Genomic DNA, 24124 nt, shown 5'->3' on the forward strand with positions numbered 1-24124 from the left:
TCAGTGCTGGCTTTGCGGCAGACGCACGATCAGACCGTCCAGGTCGTCGCTGACGCGGATCTGGCAGGACAGGCGGCTGTTCGGCTCGACGTTCTCGGCGAAGTCGAGCATCGACTCTTCCATGGCCGAGGGGCGGCCCGTTTCCGAGGCGAAATTCTCGTCCACATAGACATGGCAGGTGGCGCAGGCGCAGGCGCCGCCGCAGTCCGCATCGATGCCGGGGACGTTGTTGCGGATCGCGCCTTCCATGACGGAAAGGCCGTTCTTGACCTCGACCGTGTGCTCGGTCCCGTCGTGCTCGATATAGGTGATCTTGGCCATGCAGGCGTCTTAGCCTCGCCTGCGCCGGTGGCAAGCCCCGGCGCGCGGCGGCCATGAAAAACCCCCGGAGCCTGACGGCGCCGGGGGCTGTTCGGATCGGAGGGGCTTAAGCGTCAGGCCGCCGTCTTCTTGCGGCTCGGCGCGACCATCAGCTTCTTGGTCTCGGCGATCGCCTTGGCCGGGTTCAGCCCCTTGGGGCAGACCTGGGCGCAGTTCATGATCGTGTGGCAGCGATAGAGCTTGAACGGGTCCTCGAGGTCGTCGAGGCGCTTCTGGGTCGCGTCGTCGCGGCTGTCCGAAATCCAGCGGTAGGACTGCAGCAGGGCCGCCGGGCCGAGGTACTCTTCCTGGTTCCACCAGTAGCTGGGGCAGGAGGTCGAGCAGCAGGCGCACAGGATGCACTCGTACAGGCCGTCCAGCTTCTCGCGGTCGGCGGGCGACTGCAGGCGCTCCTGCTCCGGGTCCGGGGTGTCGGACTGGAGGTAGGGCTGGATCGAGTCGTACTGGGCGTAGAACAGCGACAGGTCCGTCACCAGGTCCTTGACCACCGGCTGGTGGGGCAGGGGGGCGATGGTGATGTTGTGCGACGAGCACTCGTCCCAGCCCTTGGTGCAGGCCAGGGTGTTGCGGCCGTCGATGTTCATCGAGCACGAGCCGCAGATGCCTTCACGGCACGAGCGACGGAACGACAGGGTCGGGTCGATCTCGTTCTTGATGTGGATCAGGGCGTCCAGAAGCATGGGGCCGTGATCGTCGGTCGAGACCTCGAAGCTGTCCCAGCGCGGATCGGAATCCACCTCGGGATCGTAGCGATAGACCTTGTAGGTCTTGACGTTCTTGGCGCCAGCCGGGGCCTTGTGGACCTTGCCGTTCGAGGGCTTGGAACCGCGCGGGAGGGTGAGTTGAACCATCTGCGTGCGCCCTTAGTAAACCCGAGCCTTGGGCTCGATGTACTCGATGTCCTTAGACATCGTGTATTTGTGGACTGGACGGTAGTCGATCTGGACGCCTTCGCCGGGACGCTTCCACGCCAGGGTGTGCTTCATCCAGTTGACGTCGTCCCGGTCCGGGAAGTCCTCGCGGGCGTGGGCGCCGCGCGATTCCGTGCGGTTCAGCGCGCCTTCGATGGTGACGACGGCCTGAGCGATCAGGTTGTCGTACTCCAGCGTCTCCATCAGGTCCGTGTTCCAGATCAGGCCGCGATCGGTGGTCTTGATGTCGGTGCCGGCGGCGTCGATCGAGCGCAGCTTGGCGACCCCTTCTTCCAGCGTCTTGCCGGTACGGAAGACGGCGGCGTCCGACTGCATGGCGCGCTGCATTTCGAGGCGCAGGTGGGCGGTCGGGGTCGAACCCGAGGCGTTGCGGAAGCGGTCCAGGCGAGCCAGGTGTTCGTCGGTCTGGGCCTTGGAAGCCGACGGCACGGCCGAGGCCTTGTCGACGACTTCACCGCAGCGCAGGCCGACGGCGCGGCCGAACACGACCAGGTCGGTCAGCGAGTTGGAGCCCAGGCGGTTGGCGCCATGCACCGAGACGCAAGCCGCCTCGCCCACGGCCATCAGGCCCGGAACCACGCTGTCGGGGTTGCCGTCGCGCAGCGTCAGGACTTCGCCGTGATAGTTCGTCGGGATGCCGCCCATGTTGTAGTGGACGGTGGGCAGGACTGGGATCGGCTCCTTGGTCACATCGACGCCGGCGAAGATCTTGGCCGATTCCGAAATGCCCGGCAGGCGCGCGTGCAGGATCTTGGGATCCAGGTGGTCCAGGTGCAGATAGATGTGGTCCTTGTTCGGACCCACGCCGCGACCTTCGCGGATCTCGATGGTCATGGAGCGGCTGACCATGTCGCGCGGGGCCAGGTCCTTCACGGTCGGCGCATAGCGCTCCATGAAGCGCTCGCCTTCCGAGTTGGTCAGGTAGCCGCCTTCACCGCGTGCGCCCTCGGTGATCAGGCAGCCGGCGCCGTAGATGCCGGTCGGGTGGAACTGCACGAACTCCATGTCCTGCAGCGGCAGGCCGGCGCGCAGCACCATGGCGTTGCCGTCGCCGGTGCAGGTGTGGGCCGAGGTGGCCGAGAAATAGGCCCGGCCGTAACCACCGGTCGCCAGCACCACCATCTTGGCGCGGAACTGGTGCATCTGGCCGGTGTCGAGCTGCAGGGCGGTGACGCCGGTGCAGGCGCCGTCCTGCATGATCAGGTCCAGGGCGAAGTATTCGACGAAGAACTTGACCTCGCGACGGACCGACTGGCCGTATAGGGTGTGCAGGATGGCGTGGCCGGTGCGGTCGGCGGCGGCGCAGGTGCGCTGCACCGGGCCTTCGCCGAAGTTGCGGGTCATGCCGCCGAAGGCGCGCTGGTAGATCTTGCCTTCTTCGGTGCGGCTGAAGGGCACGCCCCAGTGTTCCAGCTCGTAAACGGCCTTGGGCGCGTTACGGACCAGGTATTCGATGGCGTCCTGATCGCCCAGCCAGTCCGACCCCTTGACGGTGTCGTACATGTGCCATTGCCAGCTGTCCTCGCCCATGTTGCCCAGCGAAGCCGAGATGCCGCCCTGGGCGGCCACGGTGTGCGAGCGCGTGGGGAAGACCTTGGTGACGCAGGCGACCTTCAGGCCCTGCTGGGCGGCGCCGAGGGCCGCGCGCAGGCCCGAACCGCCCGCGCCGACGACGACGACGTCGTATTCGTGATCGATAAGCTCGTAAGCAGCCATGACGGGATCAGACTCCGGCGGGCAGCGGGGCGGAGCCCATCGCCACACGCACGATGAAGAAGATGCTGGCGGCGGCCAGCACGAGGAAGACGAGGTTCGAGACCCGGATCAGGGCCGACCGGGACGAGGCGGGGACGTAGTCCTCGATGATGACCTTCCAGGCCAGGCTGGCGAACAGGAAGAAGACCAGCGACGTCACGGCCAGCAGGCCGGCGTTCAGCGCGCTGCCGAACCAGGCGACGACGGCGTCGTAACCGGCGCCCGCCAGGGTGAAGCCGGTCGACAGGATCCACAGGCCCAGCGGCATCAGGGCCGCCAACGCGAGCTTCTCGACCTTCCATTCGCCGGCGCCGTGACGCTCGGAGATTTTCACATTGTTCTTGAACTTGGGGGCGGCGCTCACAGCGAAACCTTTCCGGCGGCGAACAGAACGACCCAGAACAGCACGGTCAGGACCACGGGGCCCCAGACGGCGACATGAGCCATCAGATTGGCGGTCTTCAGGTCAAGCCCGGCGCCCGTGTCGTTGATCAGGTGGCGCGCGCCGTTCAGCAGGAAGGAGAACAGCACCAGCGTCAGGCCGAACCAGATGAACAGGCCGAACGGCGAGGCCGAGCAGGCCAGGACCTTGGCATAGGCGTCGGGTCCCGAGGCCAGGGCGGCGATCCAGCCCAGCAGCAGGACGGCGCCGACGGTGGCCGCGCCGATGGTGACGCGGAACAGGATCGAGGCCGTCATGGTGATGTGCCACCGCCAGACGTCGGTGAAGGGCGACATCGGCGCGACGTGGCCGTTGGGATGGCGGACGTAGCGGCCGGTCGGGTCGCTGCTGGCGTCGCCCGCATCCTTGGGGAGGTTCGACATGCGAATGATTCTCAAAAGACCCGTTGAAAAACAGAGCCGGTTGCAGTGCGATAGGCTTTAGTGACCGCAAAGGCCGGGTGTCAACGAACCGGGGCGGATAAGCGCCGCGGATCGCGATTTCCTGATCACTCTCTCGATATAAGGCGCAAGGCCGCCATACGATCCGCCGCGGCCAGGGGCGTCGCCCCGCGCCGCCCCCAGATCGGATCCGGCCACAGGCCGTCGTCGCGGCGACGACCGACGACATGGACGTGAAGCTGGCGGGTGACATTGCCCAGCGCCGCCGTGTTCAGCTTGTCGATGGGGCGGCCCGCCGCCTGACCCAGGGCGCGCACCACGTCGCCGGCCCGAACGATCTCCTCGGTCAGGATCGCGCGCTGCTGCGGCGTCAGATCGTCCAGTTCGACCGCCCCGTCCACGCGCGGCAGCAGGATCAGCCAGGGAAAGCGGGCGTCGTCCTGCAGCCGCACCTGGCACAGGGGCCAGTCGGCGGCGAAGACGGACCCGGCCTCGAAGGCGGGATCGGGAGCGAACGAGGACATGGCGGCGTTTCCTGCGGGGGTCGGGACGGCCCGTCCAGCGTCGCAGGGGCCGACCAAGGGCGCAACGCCGGATGCTTGCTCCCGCTCCGCTGCGGGTCTAGACCGCCCGCCATCGAGTACCGTTTCGCACACGCAACATCGACTGGAGAGACCTCTATGGCTCGCGCGAAGATCGCCCTTATCGGCGCCGGAATGATCGGCGGAACCCTGGCCCACGTGGCCGCGCGCGAGGCGCTGGGCGACGTCATCCTGTTCGACATCGCCGAAGGCACGCCGCAAGGCAAAGCCCTCGACATCGCCGAGGCCTCGGCCGTCTTCGGCCAGGACGTGGCCCTGAAGGGCGTCAACGACTACGCCGGCATCGCCGGCGCCGACATCTGCATCGTCACCGCCGGCGTGCCGCGCAAGCCGGGCATGAGCCGCGACGACCTGATCGGCATCAACCTCAAGGTCATGAAGGCCGTCGGCGAGGGCATCAAGACCCACGCCCCTAACGCCTTCGTCATCTGCATCACCAACCCGCTCGACGCCATGGTCTGGGCTTTGCAGAAGTTCTCGGGCCTGCCGAAAGCCAAGGTCGTCGGCATGGCCGGCGTGCTGGACTCGGCGCGCTTCGCCTACTTCCTGGCGGAAAAGACCGGCGTCTCGGTGCAGGACATCCACGCCTGGACTCTGGGCGGTCACGGCGACGACATGGTGCCGATGGTGCGCCACTCGACGGTCGGCGGTCTGCCGCTGCCGGACGCCGTCGCCGCCGGCTTCCTGAGCCAGGCCGACCTGGACGCCATCGTCGAGCGCACCCGCAAGGGCGGCGGCGAGATCGTGGCCCTGCTGAAGACCGGCTCGGCCTTCTACGCTCCGGCTGAATCGGCCATCGCCATGGCCAAGTCCTACCTGCTGGACCAGAAGCGCGTCCTGCCCTGCGCCGTCTGGCTGTCGGGCGAATACGGCCTGTCGGACCTCTACGTCGGCGTGCCGGCCCTGATCGGCGCCGGCGGCGTCGAGAAGATCGTCGAGTTCACCACCAACGACGAAGAAAAGGCGATGTTCGCCAAGTCGGTGGAATCGGTGAACGGCCTGATCCAGGCCTGCAAGGACATCGAGCCTTCGCTGGCTTAAGCCAGCGAAGAGGCGCTATCGCTCGGCTCGCGGAGCCTCGCTGCTTGAGCGCTTAGGCGCCCCGGCCGCGTCGGGTCGAGAAGGCGGAGCCTTCTGACCGCGGCCGAACAAATGAGAAGGGGCCGTGCCGGAAGGCGCGGCCCTTTTTCGTGTCAGTTGGCCGGGGCGGCGCCGGGCGTGAAGTAGCCGACGTGGAGGGCGAAGGCGGGCAGCAGGCTGCGCCAGACGGCCACGGAATCCGTTAGTTGCGACGGGCCGATGCCGTTCAGCAGCATGACGTCCTGCTGGAAGATGGCGGCGCCGTCGGCGCGGCCGGCCGAGGGGGCCTCGTAGAAGGCCTTGGCGAAGCGCCGCTCTGCGTTCCAGCCGTTGACCTTGTCCAGCGTCACCTGAGGATTGCTGAACCCGGCGCTGAACTGCAGGTCGCCGCAGACCAGATTTTCGCAACTGTTGAACGTGATCGTCCACGCCAAATCCCCGCTCTCGCGCACCTGGACATAGGGCTCGGTTCCGCCCTGCACCTGGCCGACCGACAAGCCCTGCGTCTTCAGCCAGTCGACCACGGCGGCGACGGGCAGGCCGGTCGCCGCGGGCGTCGGGGCCGGGGCTGCTGAGGGCTGGGCGGCGGGCGCCTGGGCCAATGTGGGGGTCGGGCTGGCCGCAAGGGCGGCGGCGAGGGCGAGGGCGCTGAAGGCGGCGGTCACGGGCGTCTCCGTTCGGTTTCGCCCACCCTAGCTCAGCCGTGGGCGGACGCCAGTTCATCCTTTTCCACCGCGTGATCCGCCTGCTCCAGCCAGGAGGCGCTGCGCATCTCGTTCAGGCGGGACACGGTGCGCTCGAACTCGAAGGCGCCGACCCCTTCGGCGTAGAGGGCTTCGGGCTCGGCCGCGGCCAGCACCGCCAGCCGCGTCTTGGCCTCATAAAGCGCGTCGATCAGGGTCACCAGACGCCGCGCCTCATGGTGATTGGCCGGGCTGAGGGTCGGCACGTCCGACAGGAACAGGGTGTGGAAGCGCCGGGCGATGGCCAGATAATCCTGCGGCCCCAGCGGCGTTCCGCACAATTCGGCGAAGGTGGCCCGCGCCATGCCGCCGACCGTCCGCTCGACCCGCACCTGGCGGCCCAGGACGGGCAGGGCGGCCGGCTCCTCAGGCTCGCCGCCCTTGAGGTCCGACCACAGGGCCTCGAAGCCGTCCCGCGCCGTCGCGTCCAGCGGCGCGAACCAGACCTTGGCTCCGGCCATGCGGTCCAGGCGGAAGTCGCGCGCCCCCGCCGTCTCCACCACGTCGCAACGCGTGCGCAGGATGTCGATGAAGGGCAGGAAGAGCTGGCGGTTGATGCCGTGCCTGTAGAGGTCCTCGGGCGCGCGGTTGGAGGTGACGGCCAGCACCACCCGCTTCTCGAACAGGGCCTCGAACAGCCGGCCCAGGATCATGGCGTCGGCGATGTCGGTGACCTGCAGTTCGTCAAAGCACAGCAGCCGGGCTTCCGAGGCGATCAGGGCGGCGATCGGGGGGATGGGATCGTCGCCCTTGCTGGTTCCGAACACCGCCTTGCGGGTTCGGGCGTCGCCCTCGCGCCACTGTTTCACCAGGTCGTGGATGCGGGCCATGAAGGCGTGGAAGTGGGCGCGCACCTTCTTCTGCTCGGGCGTGGCCGAATAGAACAGGTCCATCAGCATGGACTTGCCGCGTCCCGGCGGGCCCCAGATGTAGATGCCCGGGACCTCGGGCGGTCGGCCGAACAGGCCCTTTCTGGCCAGATCCGTCTCCAGCCGCTCGAGTGAGGCCAGCAGGTCTTGCTGCATCGGATCGGGGGCGATGACGCCCTCTTCGACGCGGATGTCGTAGGCGTTGCGGATACGGGAGGTCATGCCCAGCGGCATAGCCCCATGGAGCGGATCAGGAAAGGCGGGGGCTGCCGTGGCGTTGCGGGCGGAAAATTGGTGAAAACTGGTTGCTTCGCGCTTGCGAAAGACCCAAATGCAGAACCGCTTTTCTCCCCAGCGCCCCCTACAAGGATAATTTAGTCATGGGCTATCGCGTCGCCGTCGTTGGCGCCACCGGCAATGTCGGTCGCGAAATGATGAACATCATCGAGGAACTGAACTTCCCCGTCGATAAGATGCATGCGATCGCCTCACGAAAATCCAAAGGCGTGGAGGTCTCCTTCGGCGACAAGACGCTGAAGTGCGAAGACCTGGAGCAGTTCGACTTCTCCACCGTCGACGTCGTTCTGATGAGCGCCGGCGGCAAGGTCTCGAAGGAGTGGTCCGAGAAGATCGGCAAGGCCGGTCCTATCGTCATCGACAACTCCTCGGCCTTCCGCATGGACCCCGACGTGCCGCTGATCGTGCCGGAAGTGAACCCCGACGCGATCAAGCTGGCGCGCAAGAAGAACATCGTCGCCAACCCCAACTGCTCGACGGCGCAACTGGTCGTGGCGCTGAAGCCGCTGCATGACGCGGCCAAGATCAAGCGCGTCGTCGTCTCGACCTACCAGTCCGTTTCGGGTGCGGGCAAGGAGGGCATGGACGAGCTGTGGAACCAGACCAAGGCCATCTACGGCCTGGGCGACGCCACGCCCAAGAAGTTCCCCAAGCAGATCGCCTTCAACGTCATCCCCTACATCGGCTCGTTCCGCGACGACGGCTACACCGACGAGGAAGCCAAGATGTGGGAGGAGACGCACAAGATGCTCGACCCGTCGATCAAGCTGACCGTGACCTGCGTGCGCGTGCCGGTCTTCGTCGGCCACTCCGAAGCCGTGACGGTCGAGTTCGATCGCCCGATCGAGCCGGACGAGGCCCGCGAAATCCTGCGCGACGCCCCGGGCGTCATGGTCATCGATAAGTTGGAGCACGACGGCTACATCACCCCCGTCGACGCCGCCGGCGACCATGCTGTCTTCGTCAGCCGCATCCGCAAGGACCCGACCGTCGAGAACGGCCTGTCCTTCTGGGTCGTGTCCGACAACCTGCGCAAGGGCGCGGCGCTGAACGCCGTGCAGATCGCCCAGCTGCTGGACGAAACCGGCGTCATCACCCCGTCCAGCGGCTATCGCACGCTGACTGTCTAAATGAAGGGGGCCTAACGCCCCGCACGCGGTGCGGGGCTGCTTGAGGCCTCGTCCATCCTCTCCAAGCCTCTGTCGCGCCTCTGGCGCGGCGGAGGCCGAAAGGTCCGCCCTGTGACCGCGTCCCCCTCCCCGAACTCGTCCGAAGCCCGCGCCGCCCTGATGGCCGGAGTGGGCTGCTATCTGCTCTGGGGATTCATCCCCCTGGTCTTCCAGCAGATGGCGCATCAGGGCGCCGACGCCTGGGAGATCATGGGCCACCGCGCCGTCTGGGGCCTGATCTGGTCCCTGCTGCTGGTGCTGATCGCGCGTCAGTGGACCCAGGTGCTGGCTGTCTTCCGTCAGCCCAGGGTGCTGGGCTGGCTGGCCCTGTCGGCGGTGCTGATCGCTGCCAACTGGACCACCTATGTCATCGCCGTGAACAACGGACGGACGCTGGACGCCTCGCTCGGCTACTATCTCAACCCCTTGCTCAACATGGCCGCCGGGGCCTGGTTGTTCCGTGAACGGATCGACCGTTTCGGCGCGGCCGCGATCGGCCTGGCGGCGATCGGGGTGGTGCTTCAGACCCTGGCGCTGGGCCACGCGCCCTGGGTGTCGCTGCTGCTGGCCTTCAGCTTCGCGGCCTACGGCATCATTCGCAAGCGCGTCGCGGTCGACGCCCAGACCGGCCTGTTCATGGAATGTCTGCTGCTGGCAGCGCCGGGCCTGGCCTGGGTCGTCTATATCCAGACGACCGGACAGGGGCATTTCACCGCCTCGCCCGCCGCCACCTTCTGGCTGCTGTTCGCCGGTCCGGCCACGGTCATTCCGCTGGCCCTGTTCGCCTGGGCGGCGCGGCGCATGCCCCTGTCCAGCATGGGCTTCCTGCAGTTTCTGGCCCCGACCATCGTCTTCTTCATCGGCGCGATGCAGGGCGAGGCGCTGGGCGCGCTGCGCATCGCCTCCTTCGCCTTCATCTGGCTGGGGGCCGCCGTCTTCGCCGTCGGCGCCGTGCTCAAGGTGCGCCGCGCCAGCCGCACGGCCGAGACCATCGTCGCGCCCGAACCCGGCCTGCTGGACGACCCCGCCGAGGACCGCATGGCGGCGCTGGACGACGAGCGATCACCTCCGCGCTGACGCTCGCGTTGAGATCGGCGGGCGTTCCAGCCTAGAAGGGACGATGATCCGCGCCCGCTCCCTCGCCGCCCTCGCCCTATCCGTCGCGCTCGCCGGCGGTTCCGCCGCCTGCGCTCAGAGCGTCGCCATACGGGGGGGCGGCGACGACGTCATCCGCACCGTCCGGACCGAGCCTCCCGCCGCCTCCTCCCCGCCCCTCGTCTTGCCCACCACGGCCGAGACCTTCGACGCCGTCAGCAGTACTCTGGACGCCGCCGCCGAGGCCTGGTCGTCCGGCGACGTCGATGCGGTGATGGCGACCTATGTGGCCGACGAGCCCCTGCTGGTCTTCCTCGGCGACACGCCGCTCAAAGGGCCGGACGCCGTGCGCTCGGCGCTTCAGGCCCGCGCCGCCCAGCCGGGCGGGCTGGGCGTCATGACCTATGAGTGGTTCGAGACCCTGCAGTTCGACGTCAACACCACGGTGGTCTCGGGCCGCGTCGTGCTGCGTCGCAACGCCAAGACCCATCGCGGCCTGTTCACCCGCGTCCTGCGCCGCACGCCCGACGGCTGGCGCATCGTCCACGACCAACTGGCCTGGGGCGCCGACGCCTGAGGCGCTCGCGCCGACCTTGCGCATGACGCGACGCGCCGATGCCCATGTTTCATTGAGATTGGACGCTTCTCGTTGGAGGATTCCAGCCTGGGTCAAGGACTGGGCCATATTTGACGCCTGGTCTTTCACATCGTCCGCTCAACCCACCGCAATACCCTCTCCCTGTGGGAGAGGGCTTGAGCCTCGGAGAGCCGAAGGCGATCCGTCAGGCGAAAGGGTGAGGGTTCAAGCTTTCAGTCGGCGTAAGCCGCCGCCTCACCCCAGATGCGCGGGTTCTTCAAGAACAGCGTCCGTTCATATGGACCATCCGCGCTAAGGCTAAGGCCGAATGATGCGAGGTACCCTCACCCTTTCGCCTTGCCCATCGCTTCGCTCTTGGAGGCTCAAGCCCTCTCCCATCGGGAGAGGGGAAGGTCTGATCCATTGCACCAATTGCACTGTTTTTTTTCGCTGCACGGTGCAACGCCGGCGCCCCTACAGCGCGGTGTAGAGCGCCTCGACCAGCCGCAGGGCGCGCGGGTCGCCGATCAGATGCGGCGACTGGCGCGTCATGACATAGGCCGCCGAGACGCGGGCGCCCGGATCGGCGAAGGCCATCGATCCGCCCCAGCCGGTGTGGCCGACCGTCTGGGGGTTGGGGCCGAAGACCTTCAGGCTCTCGTTGCGCATGAAGCCGGCCGCCCAGCTCATGTCGAAGGGCACCACCTTGTCGAAGCCCCGGATGCGTTCGCGCGTCGCCTGTTCCAGCGTCTCGGCTGACAGCATCGTCCGGCCGTCCAGCGCCCCGCCCATGGCGACCAGGGACATCATTCGCGCCAGATCCCTGGCTGTGCCGTGCAGGTTGGCCGAGGGGATTTCGGCCATCCGCCACTCGGTCGAGCCGCGCCCGCCCGGGGCCGAGCCCCGGTCGAGGAAGGCGGCCTTCTTGATCGCGTCGATGGGGCCGAGGTCCGGCGCCGCGGCGGGCTTTCTCATCTGCGCCACCCGCCCATGCTCGCTCTCGGGCAGGCCGATCCACAGGTCCAGATCAAAGGGCGCGGCGAAGTCTTCGCGCAGCGCCGTCCCCATGCTGCGTCCATCGACGATGCGGAACAACTCGCCGGCCAGATAGCCGATGGTGATAGGGTGGTATCCTGACGCGGTGCCCGGCGCCCACAGCGGCGCCTGGGCCGCCAGCTTGTCCAGCACGGCCTGTCGGTCGAACCAGATGGCCGGTTCGACCCCGTCGGAAAAGCCCGGCAGGCCCGACTGGTGGCTCATCAACTGGCCGACGGTCAGCGCCTCCTTGCCCGCCGCGCCAAAGGCCGGCCAGTGGTCGGCGACCCGGTCCTCATAGGACAGCAGGCCCTTGTCCACGCAGCGAGCGATCATCAGAGCCATCACCGCCTTGCCGGTCGAGAAGACCGGAACCAGCGTGTCCTCGGCGAAGGACCTGGTCCCCGCCAGATCGGCCGACCCTGCCCACAGGTCCAGCGCGACCTCGCCCTCGATGACGACAGAGAAGCGCGCGGCCAACTCGTTCAGCCCCTCGGGCGCTTCGACGAAGTTGGCGGCGAAGGCGTCCTTCACCGCGTTGAAACGGGTTGGGCAGAGGCCGTGGATTTCGGGTCGGTCGGTCATGGGGTCCATCGGGCAGTGGGGCCGCGTTCTCCTACACTCGCATGGCGGGCGCAGGACGCGTCCCTTCCTTATAGCGTCATCCCCGGCCTTGTGCCGGGGATCCAGAAACATCGAGATATGCCTGTTGCGCGGGGGCGACGACTGCGCGCCCAGCGACGGCGTCTCTGGATTCCCGGGACAGGCCCGGGAATGACGAAGGGAAGAGGCGGGGCGCCGTGGCTACTTGCGCGCGGCAGCCGACGCCTGACGCGCCGCTTCGAACTCGTCGCCCGGCTTCCAGGCCGGCCAGTCGCGCGAGTTGGCCAGAGCGTAGCCGACCTCATACAGCAGCTGAACATCGGCGGCGGCGGCGTCCATCTTCCACTCCGGGGTCCATTCGTCCGTAGGCTGATGATAGCGGTTGGCGACATAGTCGCGGCTGGCGGCGTTGTGGCCGGTGAAGCCGGCGGCGGCGAACAGGGCGGGCACGCCCTTCCTCGCCAGCGGGAAGTGGTCCGAGCGATAGAAGGCCCCGGCCTGGGGCGCTGGATCGGGGATCAGGCGGCGGCCTTCGCGGCCCGCCAGCACGGCCAGCCGGTCGTCCAGATCGTTCTTGCCCGCGCCGATGACGACGATGTTGGGGTCGATCTCGGTCCCCGGCAGCAGGCTGTCCATGTTGATGTTGGCGACCGTGGTCTCCAGCGGCCAGACCGGATTGGCGGCGTAGTATTCGGCCCCCAGCAGGCCGGTCTCCTCGGCCGCCCAGCTGACGAAGACGGTCGATCGTTCCGGGCGCGGCCCCTCGGCGAACAGGCGTGCCAGCTCCAGCACCGCCGCCACGCCGGTCGCATTGTCCACGGCGCCGTTATAGATGTCGTCGCCGTTCTTGGGCGTGGCCCGGCCATAGGCGTCCCAGTGGGCGCCGAACATGACCGTCTCGTCCGGGTGGGTCGCGCCCGGCAGGCGGGCCATGACGTTGCGGGTCTGCACCCGGTCGGCCACCTGACCGAAGTCGATGGACATGGTCACGCCGTCCAGCGTCACCGGCTGGAAGTCCGGCGTCCACGCCTGGGCCTTCAGCGCCGCGAAGTCGAGGCCGGCGTCCTGGAACAGCTTCTCGGCCACGGCGCCCTGAATCCACCCTTGAGCGGCCACACGCTCCTTGTCGGGATCGGCGCGGACGATGTCGAACTTGGGCGCGACCGAGGAGTTCTCCAGCGTCGACCAGGGATAGCCCGCCCCCGCCGTGTCGTGGATGACCAGGACGCCCGCCGCGCCCTGCGCCGCCGCCTCCTGGAACTTGTAGGTCCAGCGCCCGGCGAAGGTCATGGCCTGGCCGTCGAACTTGCCCGCCACCGGGTGGCCTTCCGGCGCGTTGAAGTCGGGGTCGTTGACCAGGACCAGCATGATCTTGCCGCGCAGATCGACGCCCTTGTAGTCGTCCCAACTGCGCTCCGGCGCATCGACGCCATAGCCGACGAAGACCAGGGGCGCGTCCTTCAGCGTGATATGACTGACTGGCCGGTCGCTGGAGACCACGACGTCAGGCCCGCGTCGCAGGGCCGTGGTTCGGCCGTGCGAGGCGACGCTGATGGTCGCCGGGCCGTCCTGCTTGGTGCGGCTGACCTCGGCGATCTGGACCCACTGGCCGTCGGGGCCGCCGGGTTCCAGGCCGCGCGCCGCGAACTGCTGGGTCAGCCATTCGATGGTCTTGTCCTCGCCGGGGGTGACGGGGGCGCGGCCCTCGAACGCGTCCGAGGCCAGGACCCGCGTCGCCTCGTTCAGCCGGGCGGGATCGACGCGGCCGGTCGGCGCGGCCGGTGTCGCCGTCTGGGCCAGGGCCGAGGTCGAGGTCATCAGCGCGGCGATCAGGCCCAGCGCGGCGGCGGAACGGGGCATCGGCATGAGGCAAACTCGAGCAGCGGCGAAAGGGAGGCGACACGCTGCCCCCTCTCGCCGCGCCTGTCGACCCCTGCCTTTGGTCGAGCCGGTCTGGCTTCAGCGCGCCTTGAGCCAGTCCGTCACGCCTTGCGCCGCCACAACGCCGGACGCGAAGGCGGCCTGCAGCAGATAGCCGCCGGTGGGGGCCTCCCAGTCCAGCATCTCGCCGGCGACGAAGACGCCGGGCCGGGCCTTGAGCATCAGCCGCTCGTCCACGGCGTCCAGCTTCACCCCCCCGGCCGAGGAGATGGCGCGGGCCAGACCCTGAACCCCGGTCAGGCTCAGGCTCACGCCCTTGATGCGCGCCGCCAGCGGGCCGGGCTCGGTCGGCAGCGGGCCGCCTTCGCGCAGCAGGGCGATGGCGGCGGGGTCCAGATGGACGACCTTGCGCAGCCAGTTGGACAGGCTGTCCTTGCCGCGCGGCTTGAGCAGTTTCTGGGTCAGGGCAGGACGGCTGAGGTCGGGCCGCAGGTCCAGCGTCAGCTCGGCCGTTCCGTCGCGTTCGATGGCGTCGCGCAGGCCCGCCGACAGGGCATAGACGACCCCGCCCTCGATTCCGTAGGCGGCGATCATGGCCTCGCCGCGCACGGTTCGGCCGGCGTGGGTGACGGCGACGCCCTTCAGCGGCTGGCCGGCGAAGCGGTCGCGCAGCAGGGGCGACCAGGCGACGTCAAAGCCGACGTTGGAGGGACGCAAGGGCGCGACGGCGACGCCCCCCTCTTCAAGCCAGGGAACCCAGGCGGCATCGGAGCCCAGCTTGGCCCAGCTGGCGCCGCCCAGGGCCAGAACCACGGCGTCGGGCCGTTTCAGCGCCTCGCCCTCAGGCGTGTCGAAAGTCAGCGCCCCATTCTCAGAATTGGCCTTCCAGCCCGTCCAGCGCGAGCGGACGCGGATCTCGACGCCCAGGCTCTCCAGCCGCGCCAGCCAGGCCCGCAGCAGGGGCGAGGCCTTCATCGTCCTGGGGAAGACCCGGCCCGACGATCCGACGAAGGTTTCCTGGCCCAGGCCCTCGGCCCAGGCGGTCAGGTCGGCCGGGGACCAGGCCGCCAGCCATGCCGCCGCCTGAGGGCGCGCCGGACCGTAACGGTCGAGGAAGGGCGCCAGCGGCTCCGAATGGGTCAGGTTCAGCCCGCCGCGACCGGCCATCAGCAGCTTGCGGCCGACGGACGGCATCCGCTCATGGATGGTGACGCGCAGACCGGCCTGGGCCAGCCGTTCGGCGGCCATCAGCCCGGCGGGGCCGGCGCCGATTACGGTTACGGTCGAAGGGGTCGTGGAAATTGCGTCGGTCATTGGCTCTTCTAGACCGGAACGTCCGCGAACGGCATACGCTCTGTCCCCATGAGCGTCGCCTTCACCCGAGAAGAAGATCTGGAAGCCACGGCGGCCGAGCTGGTGGATCGTCCGATCTCGCCCCATCCCAACCATGTCACGCCCGAAGGCCTGACCCGGATCGAGGCCGAGCTGGCCGCGGCGCGTGCGGCCTATACGGGCGCTCAGGCCAGGGGGTCGATCGAGGCCGACCGCACCGCCATGGCGCGGGCCACGCGCGACTTGCGCTACTGGTCGGCGCGGCGGGCCACGGCGCAACTGCTGGAGACGACGGCGGACGGTCGGGTGCGCTTCGGCGGTTCGGTGACCATCGAACGCGAGGACGGGCGGACCCAGACCTGGCGCATCGTCGGCGAGGACGAGGCCGATCCGGCCAAGGGCAGCGTCAGCCACGTCTCGCCCCTGGCCCGCGCCCTGATGGGCAGGCGCGAGGGCGACGAGGCGACCGTGGCGGGCCAGTCGGTCGAGATCGTCGCCGTCGATTAGGTCGTCGAAGGCGTCAGCAGGCGGCGCGGCGGGCCGGAACAGCGGCGGGCGTTGCGGTGCGCGCCGGGCGGGCCGTTTTGGCGCTGACGGGCGCGGCCGTCTTGCGGACCTCCAGCAGGGCGCCGATCCAACCCCACGCGGGTTCCTTATGAGTGCGGTGAATGTCTTCCATCGGTCGTCCTCCTTTCGTGAGGCTCGAATATGCGGTTGACGCGGGGCGTGAACAAACGAGACGATAGGGTTCATGCATAAGGCTTGCTTATGGTTGACGTCCTTTCCCGCATTCCTGTCGACGCTCTGAGGGTGTTTGAAACCGCCGCGCGCCTGCTCAGCTTCACCCGGGCCGCCGAGGCCCTGAGCATGAGCCAGGCGGCGGTCAGCTGGCGCATCCGCGATCTGGAGCAGAGGCTGGATCGGCCCCTGTTCGTGCGCGGGACGCGACAGGTGTCGCTGACGCCGGAGGGCGAACGGCTGGCCACGGCGGCCACCGAGGCCATGACCCTGTTGCGCCGCGCCGTCGCCGACGTGGTCGAGGCGGACCAGGGGGTGCTGGCCATCACCACGCTGCAGACCCTGGCGACCCAGTGGCTGGCGACGCGGCTGGGGTCGTTCCAGTTGAACAACCCCGATCTGGCGGTGCGGGTGGACACCAGTCCGACCCTGTCCATGCTGGGCGCCGACGGCCTGGACGTGGCGCTGCGCTTCGGCTCCGGCCAGTGGCCGGGGCTGGAGAGCCGCTTTCTGATGCCCGCCGTCTTCACCCCCATGTGCACCCCGGCCATGCGCGACCGGCTGGGCCTGAAGACGCCCGCCGACCTGAAACGCGCCCCTCTGGTGGGCGAGCGCGGCGAATGGGCCGCCTGGTTCGCCGCCGCCGAGGTGGCGCCCGCCGACACGGCCCCGCCGCCGCGCCTGACCGCCGACAATCAGGCGATGGAGGTGGCCGCCGCCCTGGGCGATCAGGGCGTGGCCCTCGGCTCGCCCATCCTCTACGCCCGCGAACTGGAGCGCGGCCTGCTGGTCCGCCCCTTCGATCAGACCGTCGCCTTGGCCCAGGGCTACTGGATCTGCTACCCGCCCGCCCGCCGCCTGACCCCCAAGATCGCCCGTTTCCGCGACTGGCTTCTGGACACCGCGCGATCCGATCCGGCGGTGGTCGAAGGCGCCCGGCTGGCGGGGCGCGAGGTGGGGGAGGTGGGGTCCTGATGCTTCTCCCCTTGCGGGAGAAGGTGGCCGAGCAGCGCGAGGTCGGATGAGGGGTTGCGCTGCATTTTGACTGGTCCTCTTCATCAACTGTTGCGAGACCCCTCATCCGTCAGGCTTCGCCTGCCACCTTCTCCCGCAAGGGCAGAATATGCTGTTGGCCTACAAGGACACAGTGTGTTCCAGAATGGTAAATGATATCAACCATTACGGGACAATCTGTCTCCATTTCAGCGGCTTACGCCAACTTTGCGATCCTGACCAACTAGGACGACTTAGGACCTCTTCGGGCGACCCGAGGTGGTTCCAGCGGTGGTCCAGCGCTTGCCCCTCCAGCGGCATCTGCCCACCGGAGAAAAAGCACTGATGACCAAAACTTCTGCCTATCCCACCAAGCTCAGGCTGACCAACCGCGCCGTCGATGCCCTTGTCGGCCAACCGGATTGCACCCGGGCGCGCCGCTACTGGGACACTGAGTTCCCCGGACTTTATCTTCAGTTCAGTCGGAACGGCGTGGCAAGCTACTGCCTGCGCTACACCAAGCTGAACGGCCGGGATGGAGATTTTACGATCGGACAGGCCAGCATCCTGTCGGCCGAGAACGCGCGCCTGTCTGCGAAGGAGCGGATGTCGGCCCTGACCCTCCACGGTATCGATCCCGTTGAAGCCCGACGCGCAACCCGAGAAGAGGCGCGTTCACCGGAAGACACGACCTTCGGCGGGATTGCCGAGGCATTCATTTCGGCCAAGGCGAAATCGCGCGAGGGCAAGGAACCCCTGGAGGAGGTCTTCTTCCTGCGCCGGTATGTCATCCCTCGCTTCGGCAAAATCGAAATCACGCAGATCAATCAACCGATGATCGTTCAGGTGATCGAAGAGGTTCAATCCGAGATCGCCAAGCGCGCCGAACGCAAGAATGCCAACGGCAAGCAGACGGCTAACGGCTGCCACAAGGCCATCCGTCGCATCTACCGCTGGGCCATTGCCGGGGACAAGGCGGTGAAGAACCCTGCCGACTTCCCCCTGCTTTTCCCCATCAAGATGAAGAAGCGGCGCGGCCGGCTGGATGAACAGCGGTTCGCATCATACTGGAACGCCCTGGCCGAAAACTACCGCTCGTCCGAGCGGACCGTGGTGCCTTTGGCGATCATGATCTACATGGTGACGCTCCAGCGTCCGATCGATGTTGCGCGCGCCTATCGCGGGCAGTTCGACTTTGACAAGCGGACGTGGGTCATCCCCGAAGACGAAACCAAGACGGGCGCCGAATACTTCATTCCGCTTTCCCACCTCGCGGCGGCCCTGATCCAACGGGCGTTCAGCCTCCACAACTCCGATTGGTTGTTTCCGAAGAGCTACCGCGCTGAAGGCAGGATGTGCGAGGCCTCGATGACCAACGCTTGGCGGCGCGCTCGAATCGCCCTCTCGCAACGGGGCGAAGTCACCGACTTGGATGTCGAGTTGTACGACTGCCGGCGCTTCGGGCGGACCCAAATCCAGCACAAGCTGAAGTTCGACAAGGATGTCGCCGAAGCTGTAATCAATCACCACGAAGAGGGGCGGATGGATACGCGGTACGACGTCTTCGATTTGGAGGACCAGGTTCGCTGCGCCCAGGAAGCTTGGGGCACCGAGATCATGACGATGGTCGGTATCGAAGATGCCGGGGCCTTCGCGGCTACGCTCTAGGCCTGCATCTGAATGCGGTCGTGCGATCCACCAAATTCCAGGACCTGACAATCAGGCCCTTGGCCATCGACGGGAAGGGCTGGCGCCGCGTTGTTCAAGCAGCGCGGCGTTCGCCGCTGTGGGGGGTGGCCCTCCGAGCAAAATGTTCTGAACCAACCTTCGCCTTGGAGCCTAGCCAAAAAGGCAGTTAGATTTACTGCTGCCGCCGAGCGACTGCTGTAAATCTAGCTGCCTGGAATCGTCCCGCCGTTCGTCATCCGGGCTACTGACCGCGACCGTATAGTAGGCGACCTGCGCCAGACGGTCCAGGACCGCTCCTATCCCCTTCATCCCATACAGGAACCGATCAAGCGCCGACGCAAGCTGCAGTTGTTGCGTGACCGGGCGATGATAGTGCAAGGTCTGCTAGGGAAACGAGACGGGGTCGAAAGACTCGTGGGGGGCATTAGGCGTGAGCGATCAACTCGGGGCAGTGGCTAGGCCGTTCGATACCGAAGCCGCCCTGAAGAGGGCGATCCGACGGCACTTCAAGACCTTGGGGTTTACAAAAAACTCGGAGGGGGAGTTGGTTCTGCCCGGTGAGGGCAAGAATGTTGTCCGCCAACTACACCGTGCGCAACGTCGTCATCGGCTACAGGCGGCGCAACCATTTCTGGACCGGACACTCTCGGGAGTCTTGCCCCATTTCGCCAACGGATCGGAGATCAATGTTGATCGCATCCGGCTGGGTCTCCGCGTCGTGAAATCGGGCACACGGGAAGCTGACATTTTCCGCGTCGCGACCATGACCTGGTCAGTTCCCGTCTCAGTGGGGTTTGGCCGTCGTATGCGGTACCTTGTCTGGGACGAAGAGCACGACCGCCTTGCCGGGGTCATCGCCCTCGGCGACCCCGTTTACAATTTGTCAGTCCGCGACAACGCCATTGATTGGACCGTGCATGACCGAGCCGAGCGCTTGGTGGGAGTGCTCGACGCATACGTCCTCGGAGCGGTCCCTCCGTACAGCTTCCTACTCGGCGGTAAGGCTGTCGCATGCTTGATCAGGTCTCGTGATGTCTACGCGGATTTTCAAGCCAAATACGGCGCGACAGTGGGCGTGATCTCCAAGGCGGAGAAATCAGCCAATCTCCTCGCCGTCACGACCACGTCCTCCATGGGGCGCTCGTCCGTCTACAATCGCCTGAGGCTGGGTGGCGAACCATACTTCGAGCCGATCGGGTACACGATTGGGTGGGGCCACTTTCACATCACAGACGCCTTGTTCGAGCAAATGCGCGATTTCCTGCGCACGCGCGACCACGCCTACGCCGACAAGCACAAGTTCGGCGAAGGCCCCAACTGGCGGCTCAGAACCATACGGGCGGCGCTCAAGGCGTTGAACATCAACGAGACGGTCCTGAAGCACGGCATCCAGCGTGAAGTGTTCGTCGCGAAACTAGCGGCCAACGCCTTTGACGTTCTGCGGGATGGCAAGGCAGAGCCGGACGTGGCCGGCCTGCGCACCGTGGCTGAAATTTCAGACATGGCGGTCGAACGCTGGATGGCACCGAGGGCGGCTCGTGGCGAGATTGACTATCGGAGCTGGACGCGGGCGACGGTTCCTCGGCTTATCCGAGGCCTAGTCGATCTCCCCCGTGCTGACCTTCGCCGTAGCGGATAGCCTCAATGCTGGACGATCTCCAAGTCCAGTTGGAAGTGCACTTCAGTGCGCTCGCCGCCTTGCGAAAGCCGCTTGGCTATCCCGTCTACGCCATCGAACACGGGCAAGCCCACGCGGTAATTAGTTCAGCCCGTGCCGCCGCTGCCCAAAATCACCAGACCTTCGGGCTACAGCAGCGGCTCTGGCTCGTTTGGGTCGTGTTGGCGGCCGAGGCGGGGTACGCCTACGATGGGGACGAGTATTGGCCCTCACTGGATGTCGCAGCCGGCGAATGGCGATCATCGTCTGACCGACAGGCGCTGCGAAACTGGTTCGAGAAGTTCCATCGCGAGTTCGCAGGGCCAACCCCGGAAGGACGGTGGGCACAGCACTTCAGCATTATTGCGTGGCCTATTGCTGGTGCCCTGCTCCCCAAGTATCTGCAAAGTCATTTCGCCCGCCACCTGTTCCACGTTCGCTACGGGCTGAGCCGCCTCGCCGATGCCGGGGCTGAAGAGATTGGGGCTTATCTCGCGGCGAGCGGGGATCGGCGGTCGGCTCGGTACGAAGATTTCTTGGAACAAACCGATCTGACGGGCCGGATCGTGCTGGCGCTGCGTGATGAGGACCTGAATGAGCCCGTGCCGAGGATCATACCCAGTACGCTGTCGCGAATTGTGGGTGACCTAGAACGGCGGCGCGAAGCCGGAGAGTTTTTGCGCGCGGCTCGGCATGTACTGCGAACAGCGCGCGGCACTTTATCGGCATCCCTCGATAGCCTGCGTAGGCCAGGGCCCAACCAAACAACATCGGAAGACGTTGTTCGTCCCCTGCGTTTGGTGACGCGGCGTGGCCCGGATGGCAGCGGGCAAGTGGGCGTCCACATGCCGGATTTTGCCGCAGAACTGAAACGGGCTGGGCTGACGCCAGCGGCGTTTGGTCGGATGAGGGTGCGGATGTCCGGGGAAACCGAACGCTGGTCGCCGGGCGCGGCGCTGCTTAGTTGGTCCAATGTCGACGTGCCCTTGAGGACTTTTCCGGAAGGAAACGCACACATCGTCGAGTTCGAGGGCGCGCCCGCGGCAGTCCGGCAGATCCTTGAACCACTGATAATGGTCGAACAGCGCCCGAGTTGGCTTCTGCGGCAAGAAGAGGACGGCACCTTCCGACAAGTGGCGGGCAACCACGTGCGGCCGACGCAAACCTACGTGCTGCTCACGCGAGGTGTTCCCCCGCCCGAGCTTGTTGAGGCGCTTGCGCTTCGCCCATTGACGAGCAGCCTGGAAGGCATAAGTGCCTATTTCTTCAAAACGCCGCCGACGGTTTCGGCGGCCTACCGGACTGCGTTGCAGAAGCTGGGCCTGGGGCATTCTCTTCGAGCGCGCGTCGAGCCGGCAGGCCTCAATCCAGTGGCTAATCCCGGCTATGATGGTCCCAGTTGGGCGGCTGGCGAAGACATCATGTTTCGCCTCTCGGCCGACTTTCCTGCCGCGGAATTTATCCTCGAACTCGACAATGGTGGTCGCAGTAGGTTTGCGGCGGGCGACGCCACAGTCTTCGTTACGCTGGGTGCCCTGCCGGTAGGCCGACACACGCTCAAGGTTTCGGTGGTGACCCACGGGAGCCCCGCTGACGCTACTATCGACGTCAGTCCCGTTGCTTTCGATTTCGAGGTGTTCGAACCGCGTCCGTGGACAGACGTGGCCTCCGAACGCGCCGGCTTCCGCGTGCTGTTGGAGCCGCCGAATGCAAGCCTCGAAGGCCTGCTGACCGACCAGGCCGCCATATCGCTCTATGGCCCCCCTGGGCGGCGAGTCACTTGGCGACTCGATACGATTGACGCCAGCGGTCACGTCGCCGGCGGTGGCCCCCTCGTCCAGACTCGTCTGCCCATGGCCGCGAACGGCTTTGCGCCGGCGCTGCGCCGCTTGAAGGATTATTCCGACGCTATCGATGCCGCCCATCGGGTGGACTTGGTGGCGGAGCTTGAGGAACTAGGCCGCCAGACTGTTAGCTTCCCGCACCAAGTCGCCCCTCTTCGCTGGAGCCTCGATCCAGCGCGCAGACACCTTCGCCTTATCGACGAGACCGCCCACGACGAGGTGATCGACGTGACGCGAATGGATTTGACCTCACCTGTCGTTCGTCGCGCGGCGTCGTCTACGGACCTTTTGGCGGGCATCAAGTTGCCGGAGCCTGGGGCTCTTTTCAGCGCTGCGTACAAGGGCGAGAGGTATGTTGCGTTCGTGTCGGTGCCCGCTGCGGACCGGCTGACTGCATTGTCCGAGCTTGGACTGATTCAGGATTTCCACCCGGGTCCTGTCGAACCGCCGCAAGCAGTTGTTAAGCTGGTCGCAGCCCTTCAGCTTTGGCGACGCGCCCGTCCGATTGGACGAATGGCCGCCCTACGAAAGGCGCAAACCCTTACCGGCCTGCTCGCAGAGTTGCGGCGAACCAGTTGCGGCGCGGACTGGTCTGCCTCACTGGGAGCGCCTGCTTCTCCCAATCTGGTTCGAGCACAGCCTGGCGTCGGCGGGTCGCCAGGATTTGGATCGCTGATGCGAACGACTAGGTGGCGAGGCATGTCCTTGAGCCGCATACAGTCCGAGTTCTTCCGTCACGCGCGGCACTATCAGATCACTCAGGATCGGGAATTGGCAGACCAAGCCGTGACCTTGGCCTTCCGACCGTGGAGCTTTCGATCCTCACCTGGCATCAAGCCCAGTGAGGCCGTGGCGAGATTACTCACGAACCGCCCGCTCGTTCGAGGAGCTTTCTTGGCTCAGGCGGCCGCGCTCGCGACCAACGAAGCGCTCGCAGCATGATCCAGATGCTGACCACAGACGGCGTCCTTGCCAGAACCGCCAACTCCTTGGCCCTAGACGGATCCTCGATTTCGCCCGAGACGATAGCGGCTCAGGCTTTGCGGCGTTCTGTTTCAGCGCTTGCGCCGTGCTCTCGCGCGGACGCGCTTCGCTTTACGCGCCAGCCGCTAGCCAACGTGATTGTCGGAGATGACGACTGGTACGAAGGGGTTCTTGACGCACTAATCGCCTATGGCGACGTTCTTGAGGTAACTTCGCAAGATACAGATGCTTGGCGTACGGGCCGCCTAGTCCTACGGCCAGCGCCCCCTAGCTTTGTCCGACGCATCAATGGCGACCTGATCATCCTAGGCGTCGCCGGTGATCAACCGAGCGCCCTGCTGGGTGACCTCGCCGGCCAAGTGCAACACCAAGGTCCACTACGCAGTCTTCGGCAACCTGTCGCTGGGTTGGATATAGAGCACCTGAAGGCCCTGGGGCTGGTTGAACTACCTGAGGCGGCGTGGCTGCGAGCGCCTACGACCACGTCAGCCCAGGCTTACTCGGAAGCCAGTCGCGCTGAGCTTTCCGGCACAACCCCAACCACGGCGCCCTTGGAAGGCCTCAGCCTCATCGATCCAGCAAGTCCGGTGACCTTCTACGCCGGCCGGTGGCGGCCGCCGACTTCTGCCGACACCGGCGTTTTTGTCGCCCGGCGTCAGCAACTGTTCGGCCTTCGCCCTTGGTGTCTGGTTGAGTTGGAATGCGGCGAACCACGAAGGCTTCACGACCTCGTTGCATCTGACGGCCCGGAGCGGCCCTGCGATCTGGCGTGGCGCATTCAAGCCGCGTTTGATGCTGTATCCGGTCTCCCCCAACGGGTCCGGGTTCACCGAACGTCTTCAACGATCGAGTTCGAGTTCTTCTCTCCATTGCCAGCGTTCGCGGAGCGACGGTTAGCAATCAAGGGGGAAAAGTCGAGGCGTAGCGGTTGTCTGTTCGCCTACACGATGCAGACGGCTGCCGCAGCCGACGAACTCGCCTCCCTATCCGAAAAGCTTTGGCTGACAGAAACCCAATGATCTCGC

The 24124-nt window shown here is 66.5% G+C and carries 22 protein-coding genes; 10 read left to right on the forward strand and 12 right to left on the reverse strand.

The genetic code is table 11. From position 1 onward, the window contains the following. The 6 genes from AC1DJ5_RS11670 to AC1DJ5_RS11695 form a co-directional block, all read right to left on the reverse strand. Window positions 1-321: a 2Fe-2S iron-sulfur cluster-binding protein gene (locus tag AC1DJ5_RS11670; RefSeq protein ID WP_300197569.1), complete on the reverse strand. Its 321-nt coding sequence runs from the start codon at window positions 319-321 to the stop codon at window positions 1-3. A 113-nt stretch (window positions 322-434) separates the two neighbouring features. After that, window positions 435-1232 (reverse strand): succinate dehydrogenase iron-sulfur subunit, encoded by a 798-nt coding sequence (locus tag AC1DJ5_RS11675; RefSeq protein WP_441455269.1) that lies wholly within the window; start codon window positions 1230-1232, stop codon window positions 435-437. 12 nt (window positions 1233-1244) lie between these two features. Then, window positions 1245-3029, reverse strand: a complete 1785-nt coding sequence (sdhA, locus tag AC1DJ5_RS11680; protein WP_477020695.1) for a succinate dehydrogenase flavoprotein subunit — start codon at window positions 3027-3029, stop codon at window positions 1245-1247. A 7-nt stretch (window positions 3030-3036) separates the two neighbouring features. Beyond that, the gene (locus tag AC1DJ5_RS11685; protein WP_477020696.1) at window positions 3037-3432 is read right to left on the reverse strand and encodes a succinate dehydrogenase, hydrophobic membrane anchor protein; all 396 of its coding nucleotides are present in this window, start codon (window positions 3430-3432) and stop codon (window positions 3037-3039) included. Next, complete coding sequence (sdhC, locus tag AC1DJ5_RS11690) at window positions 3429-3893, reverse strand: succinate dehydrogenase, cytochrome b556 subunit (protein WP_441455272.1); 465 nt, start codon at window positions 3891-3893, stop codon at window positions 3429-3431. The genes AC1DJ5_RS11685 and sdhC overlap by 4 nt, the downstream gene beginning before the upstream one ends. A gap of 125 nt (window positions 3894-4018) precedes the next feature. Further along, window positions 4019-4435 carry an HIT domain-containing protein gene (locus AC1DJ5_RS11695; protein WP_441455273.1) on the reverse strand — a complete coding sequence of 139 codons (417 nt, stop codon included), beginning with the start codon at window positions 4433-4435 and terminating at the stop codon, window positions 4019-4021. Window positions 4436-4591: 156 nt separating this feature from the next. Between AC1DJ5_RS11695 and mdh the strand changes: the two genes are divergently transcribed. Further along, a complete protein-coding gene (gene mdh / locus AC1DJ5_RS11700) occupies window positions 4592-5554 on the forward strand; it encodes a malate dehydrogenase (protein ID WP_477020697.1) in 963 nt (320 codons plus the stop codon). Window positions 5555-5706: 152 nt separating this feature from the next. Here the strand turns inward: mdh and AC1DJ5_RS11705 are convergent, their stop codons facing one another. Both AC1DJ5_RS11705 and zapE read right to left on the reverse strand, forming a co-directional pair. Then, a complete protein-coding gene (locus tag AC1DJ5_RS11705; RefSeq protein WP_477020698.1) occupies window positions 5707-6258 on the reverse strand; it encodes a YbjN domain-containing protein in 552 nt (183 codons plus the stop codon). 32 nt (window positions 6259-6290) lie between these two features. Continuing rightward, window positions 6291-7427, reverse strand: a complete 1137-nt coding sequence (zapE, locus tag AC1DJ5_RS11710) for a cell division protein ZapE (protein WP_477020699.1) — start codon at window positions 7425-7427, stop codon at window positions 6291-6293. A gap of 158 nt (window positions 7428-7585) precedes the next feature. On the opposite strand from zapE, the gene AC1DJ5_RS11715 reads away from it, so the two are divergent. The 3 genes from AC1DJ5_RS11715 to AC1DJ5_RS11725 all read left to right on the forward strand — a co-directional run bounded on the left by AC1DJ5_RS11715 (window position 7586) and on the right by AC1DJ5_RS11725 (window position 10343). Further along, entirely contained in the window at window positions 7586-8632 is a 1047-nt protein-coding gene (locus AC1DJ5_RS11715) for an aspartate-semialdehyde dehydrogenase (RefSeq protein WP_477020700.1), read from the forward strand. 111 nt (window positions 8633-8743) lie between these two features. Then, the gene (gene rarD / locus AC1DJ5_RS11720; RefSeq protein ID WP_477020701.1) at window positions 8744-9748 is read left to right on the forward strand and encodes an EamA family transporter RarD; all 1005 of its coding nucleotides are present in this window, start codon (window positions 8744-8746) and stop codon (window positions 9746-9748) included. Window positions 9749-9791: 43 nt separating this feature from the next. Beyond that, complete coding sequence (locus tag AC1DJ5_RS11725; protein ID WP_477020702.1) at window positions 9792-10343, forward strand: YybH family protein; 552 nt, start codon at window positions 9792-9794, stop codon at window positions 10341-10343. A gap of 474 nt (window positions 10344-10817) precedes the next feature. Here the strand turns inward: AC1DJ5_RS11725 and AC1DJ5_RS11730 are convergent, their stop codons facing one another. The 3 genes from AC1DJ5_RS11730 to AC1DJ5_RS11740 form a co-directional block, all read right to left on the reverse strand. Next, complete coding sequence (locus AC1DJ5_RS11730) at window positions 10818-11963, reverse strand: serine hydrolase domain-containing protein (protein ID WP_477020703.1); 1146 nt, start codon at window positions 11961-11963, stop codon at window positions 10818-10820. A 219-nt stretch (window positions 11964-12182) separates the two neighbouring features. Beyond that, complete coding sequence (locus tag AC1DJ5_RS11735) at window positions 12183-13847, reverse strand: M28 family peptidase (RefSeq protein WP_477020704.1); 1665 nt, start codon at window positions 13845-13847, stop codon at window positions 12183-12185. A 93-nt stretch (window positions 13848-13940) separates the two neighbouring features. Next, window positions 13941-15176, reverse strand: coding sequence for a BaiN/RdsA family NAD(P)/FAD-dependent oxidoreductase (locus AC1DJ5_RS11740; RefSeq protein WP_477020705.1), 1236 nt, complete (start codon window positions 15174-15176; stop codon window positions 13941-13943). Between the two features lie 48 nt (window positions 15177-15224). On the opposite strand from AC1DJ5_RS11740, the gene greA reads away from it, so the two are divergent. Beyond that, window positions 15225-15701: a transcription elongation factor GreA gene (greA, locus tag AC1DJ5_RS11745; RefSeq protein WP_477020706.1), complete on the forward strand. Its 477-nt coding sequence runs from the start codon at window positions 15225-15227 to the stop codon at window positions 15699-15701. A gap of 13 nt (window positions 15702-15714) precedes the next feature. Here greA and AC1DJ5_RS11750 read toward each other — a convergent pair whose 3' ends face one another. Then, window positions 15715-15873, reverse strand: coding sequence for a hypothetical protein (locus AC1DJ5_RS11750; RefSeq protein ID WP_441455287.1), 159 nt, complete (start codon window positions 15871-15873; stop codon window positions 15715-15717). A gap of 89 nt (window positions 15874-15962) precedes the next feature. Here AC1DJ5_RS11750 and AC1DJ5_RS11755 point away from each other — a divergent pair, with 89 nt between their 5' ends. The 5 genes from AC1DJ5_RS11755 (at window position 15963) to AC1DJ5_RS11775 (ending at window position 24118) form a co-directional block, all read left to right on the forward strand. Then, a complete protein-coding gene (locus tag AC1DJ5_RS11755; RefSeq protein WP_477020707.1) occupies window positions 15963-16907 on the forward strand; it encodes a LysR substrate-binding domain-containing protein in 945 nt (314 codons plus the stop codon). Window positions 16908-17270: 363 nt separating this feature from the next. After that, the gene (locus AC1DJ5_RS11760) at window positions 17271-18593 is read left to right on the forward strand and encodes a tyrosine-type recombinase/integrase (protein WP_477020708.1); all 1323 of its coding nucleotides are present in this window, start codon (window positions 17271-17273) and stop codon (window positions 18591-18593) included. Between the two features lie 451 nt (window positions 18594-19044). Next, window positions 19045-20253, forward strand: coding sequence for a Druantia anti-phage system protein DruA (locus tag AC1DJ5_RS11765; protein WP_477020709.1), 1209 nt, complete (start codon window positions 19045-19047; stop codon window positions 20251-20253). A 5-nt stretch (window positions 20254-20258) separates the two neighbouring features. Beyond that, window positions 20259-23057, forward strand: coding sequence for a hypothetical protein (locus AC1DJ5_RS11770; protein WP_477020710.1), 2799 nt, complete (start codon window positions 20259-20261; stop codon window positions 23055-23057). Beyond that, window positions 23054-24118: a hypothetical protein gene (locus AC1DJ5_RS11775; protein WP_477020711.1), complete on the forward strand. Its 1065-nt coding sequence runs from the start codon at window positions 23054-23056 to the stop codon at window positions 24116-24118. The genes AC1DJ5_RS11770 and AC1DJ5_RS11775 overlap by 4 nt, the downstream gene beginning before the upstream one ends. The last annotated feature ends 6 nt before the right edge of the window (window positions 24119-24124 follow it).

The sequence above is a fragment of the Brevundimonas sp. 01N35 genome (assembly GCF_056399785.1).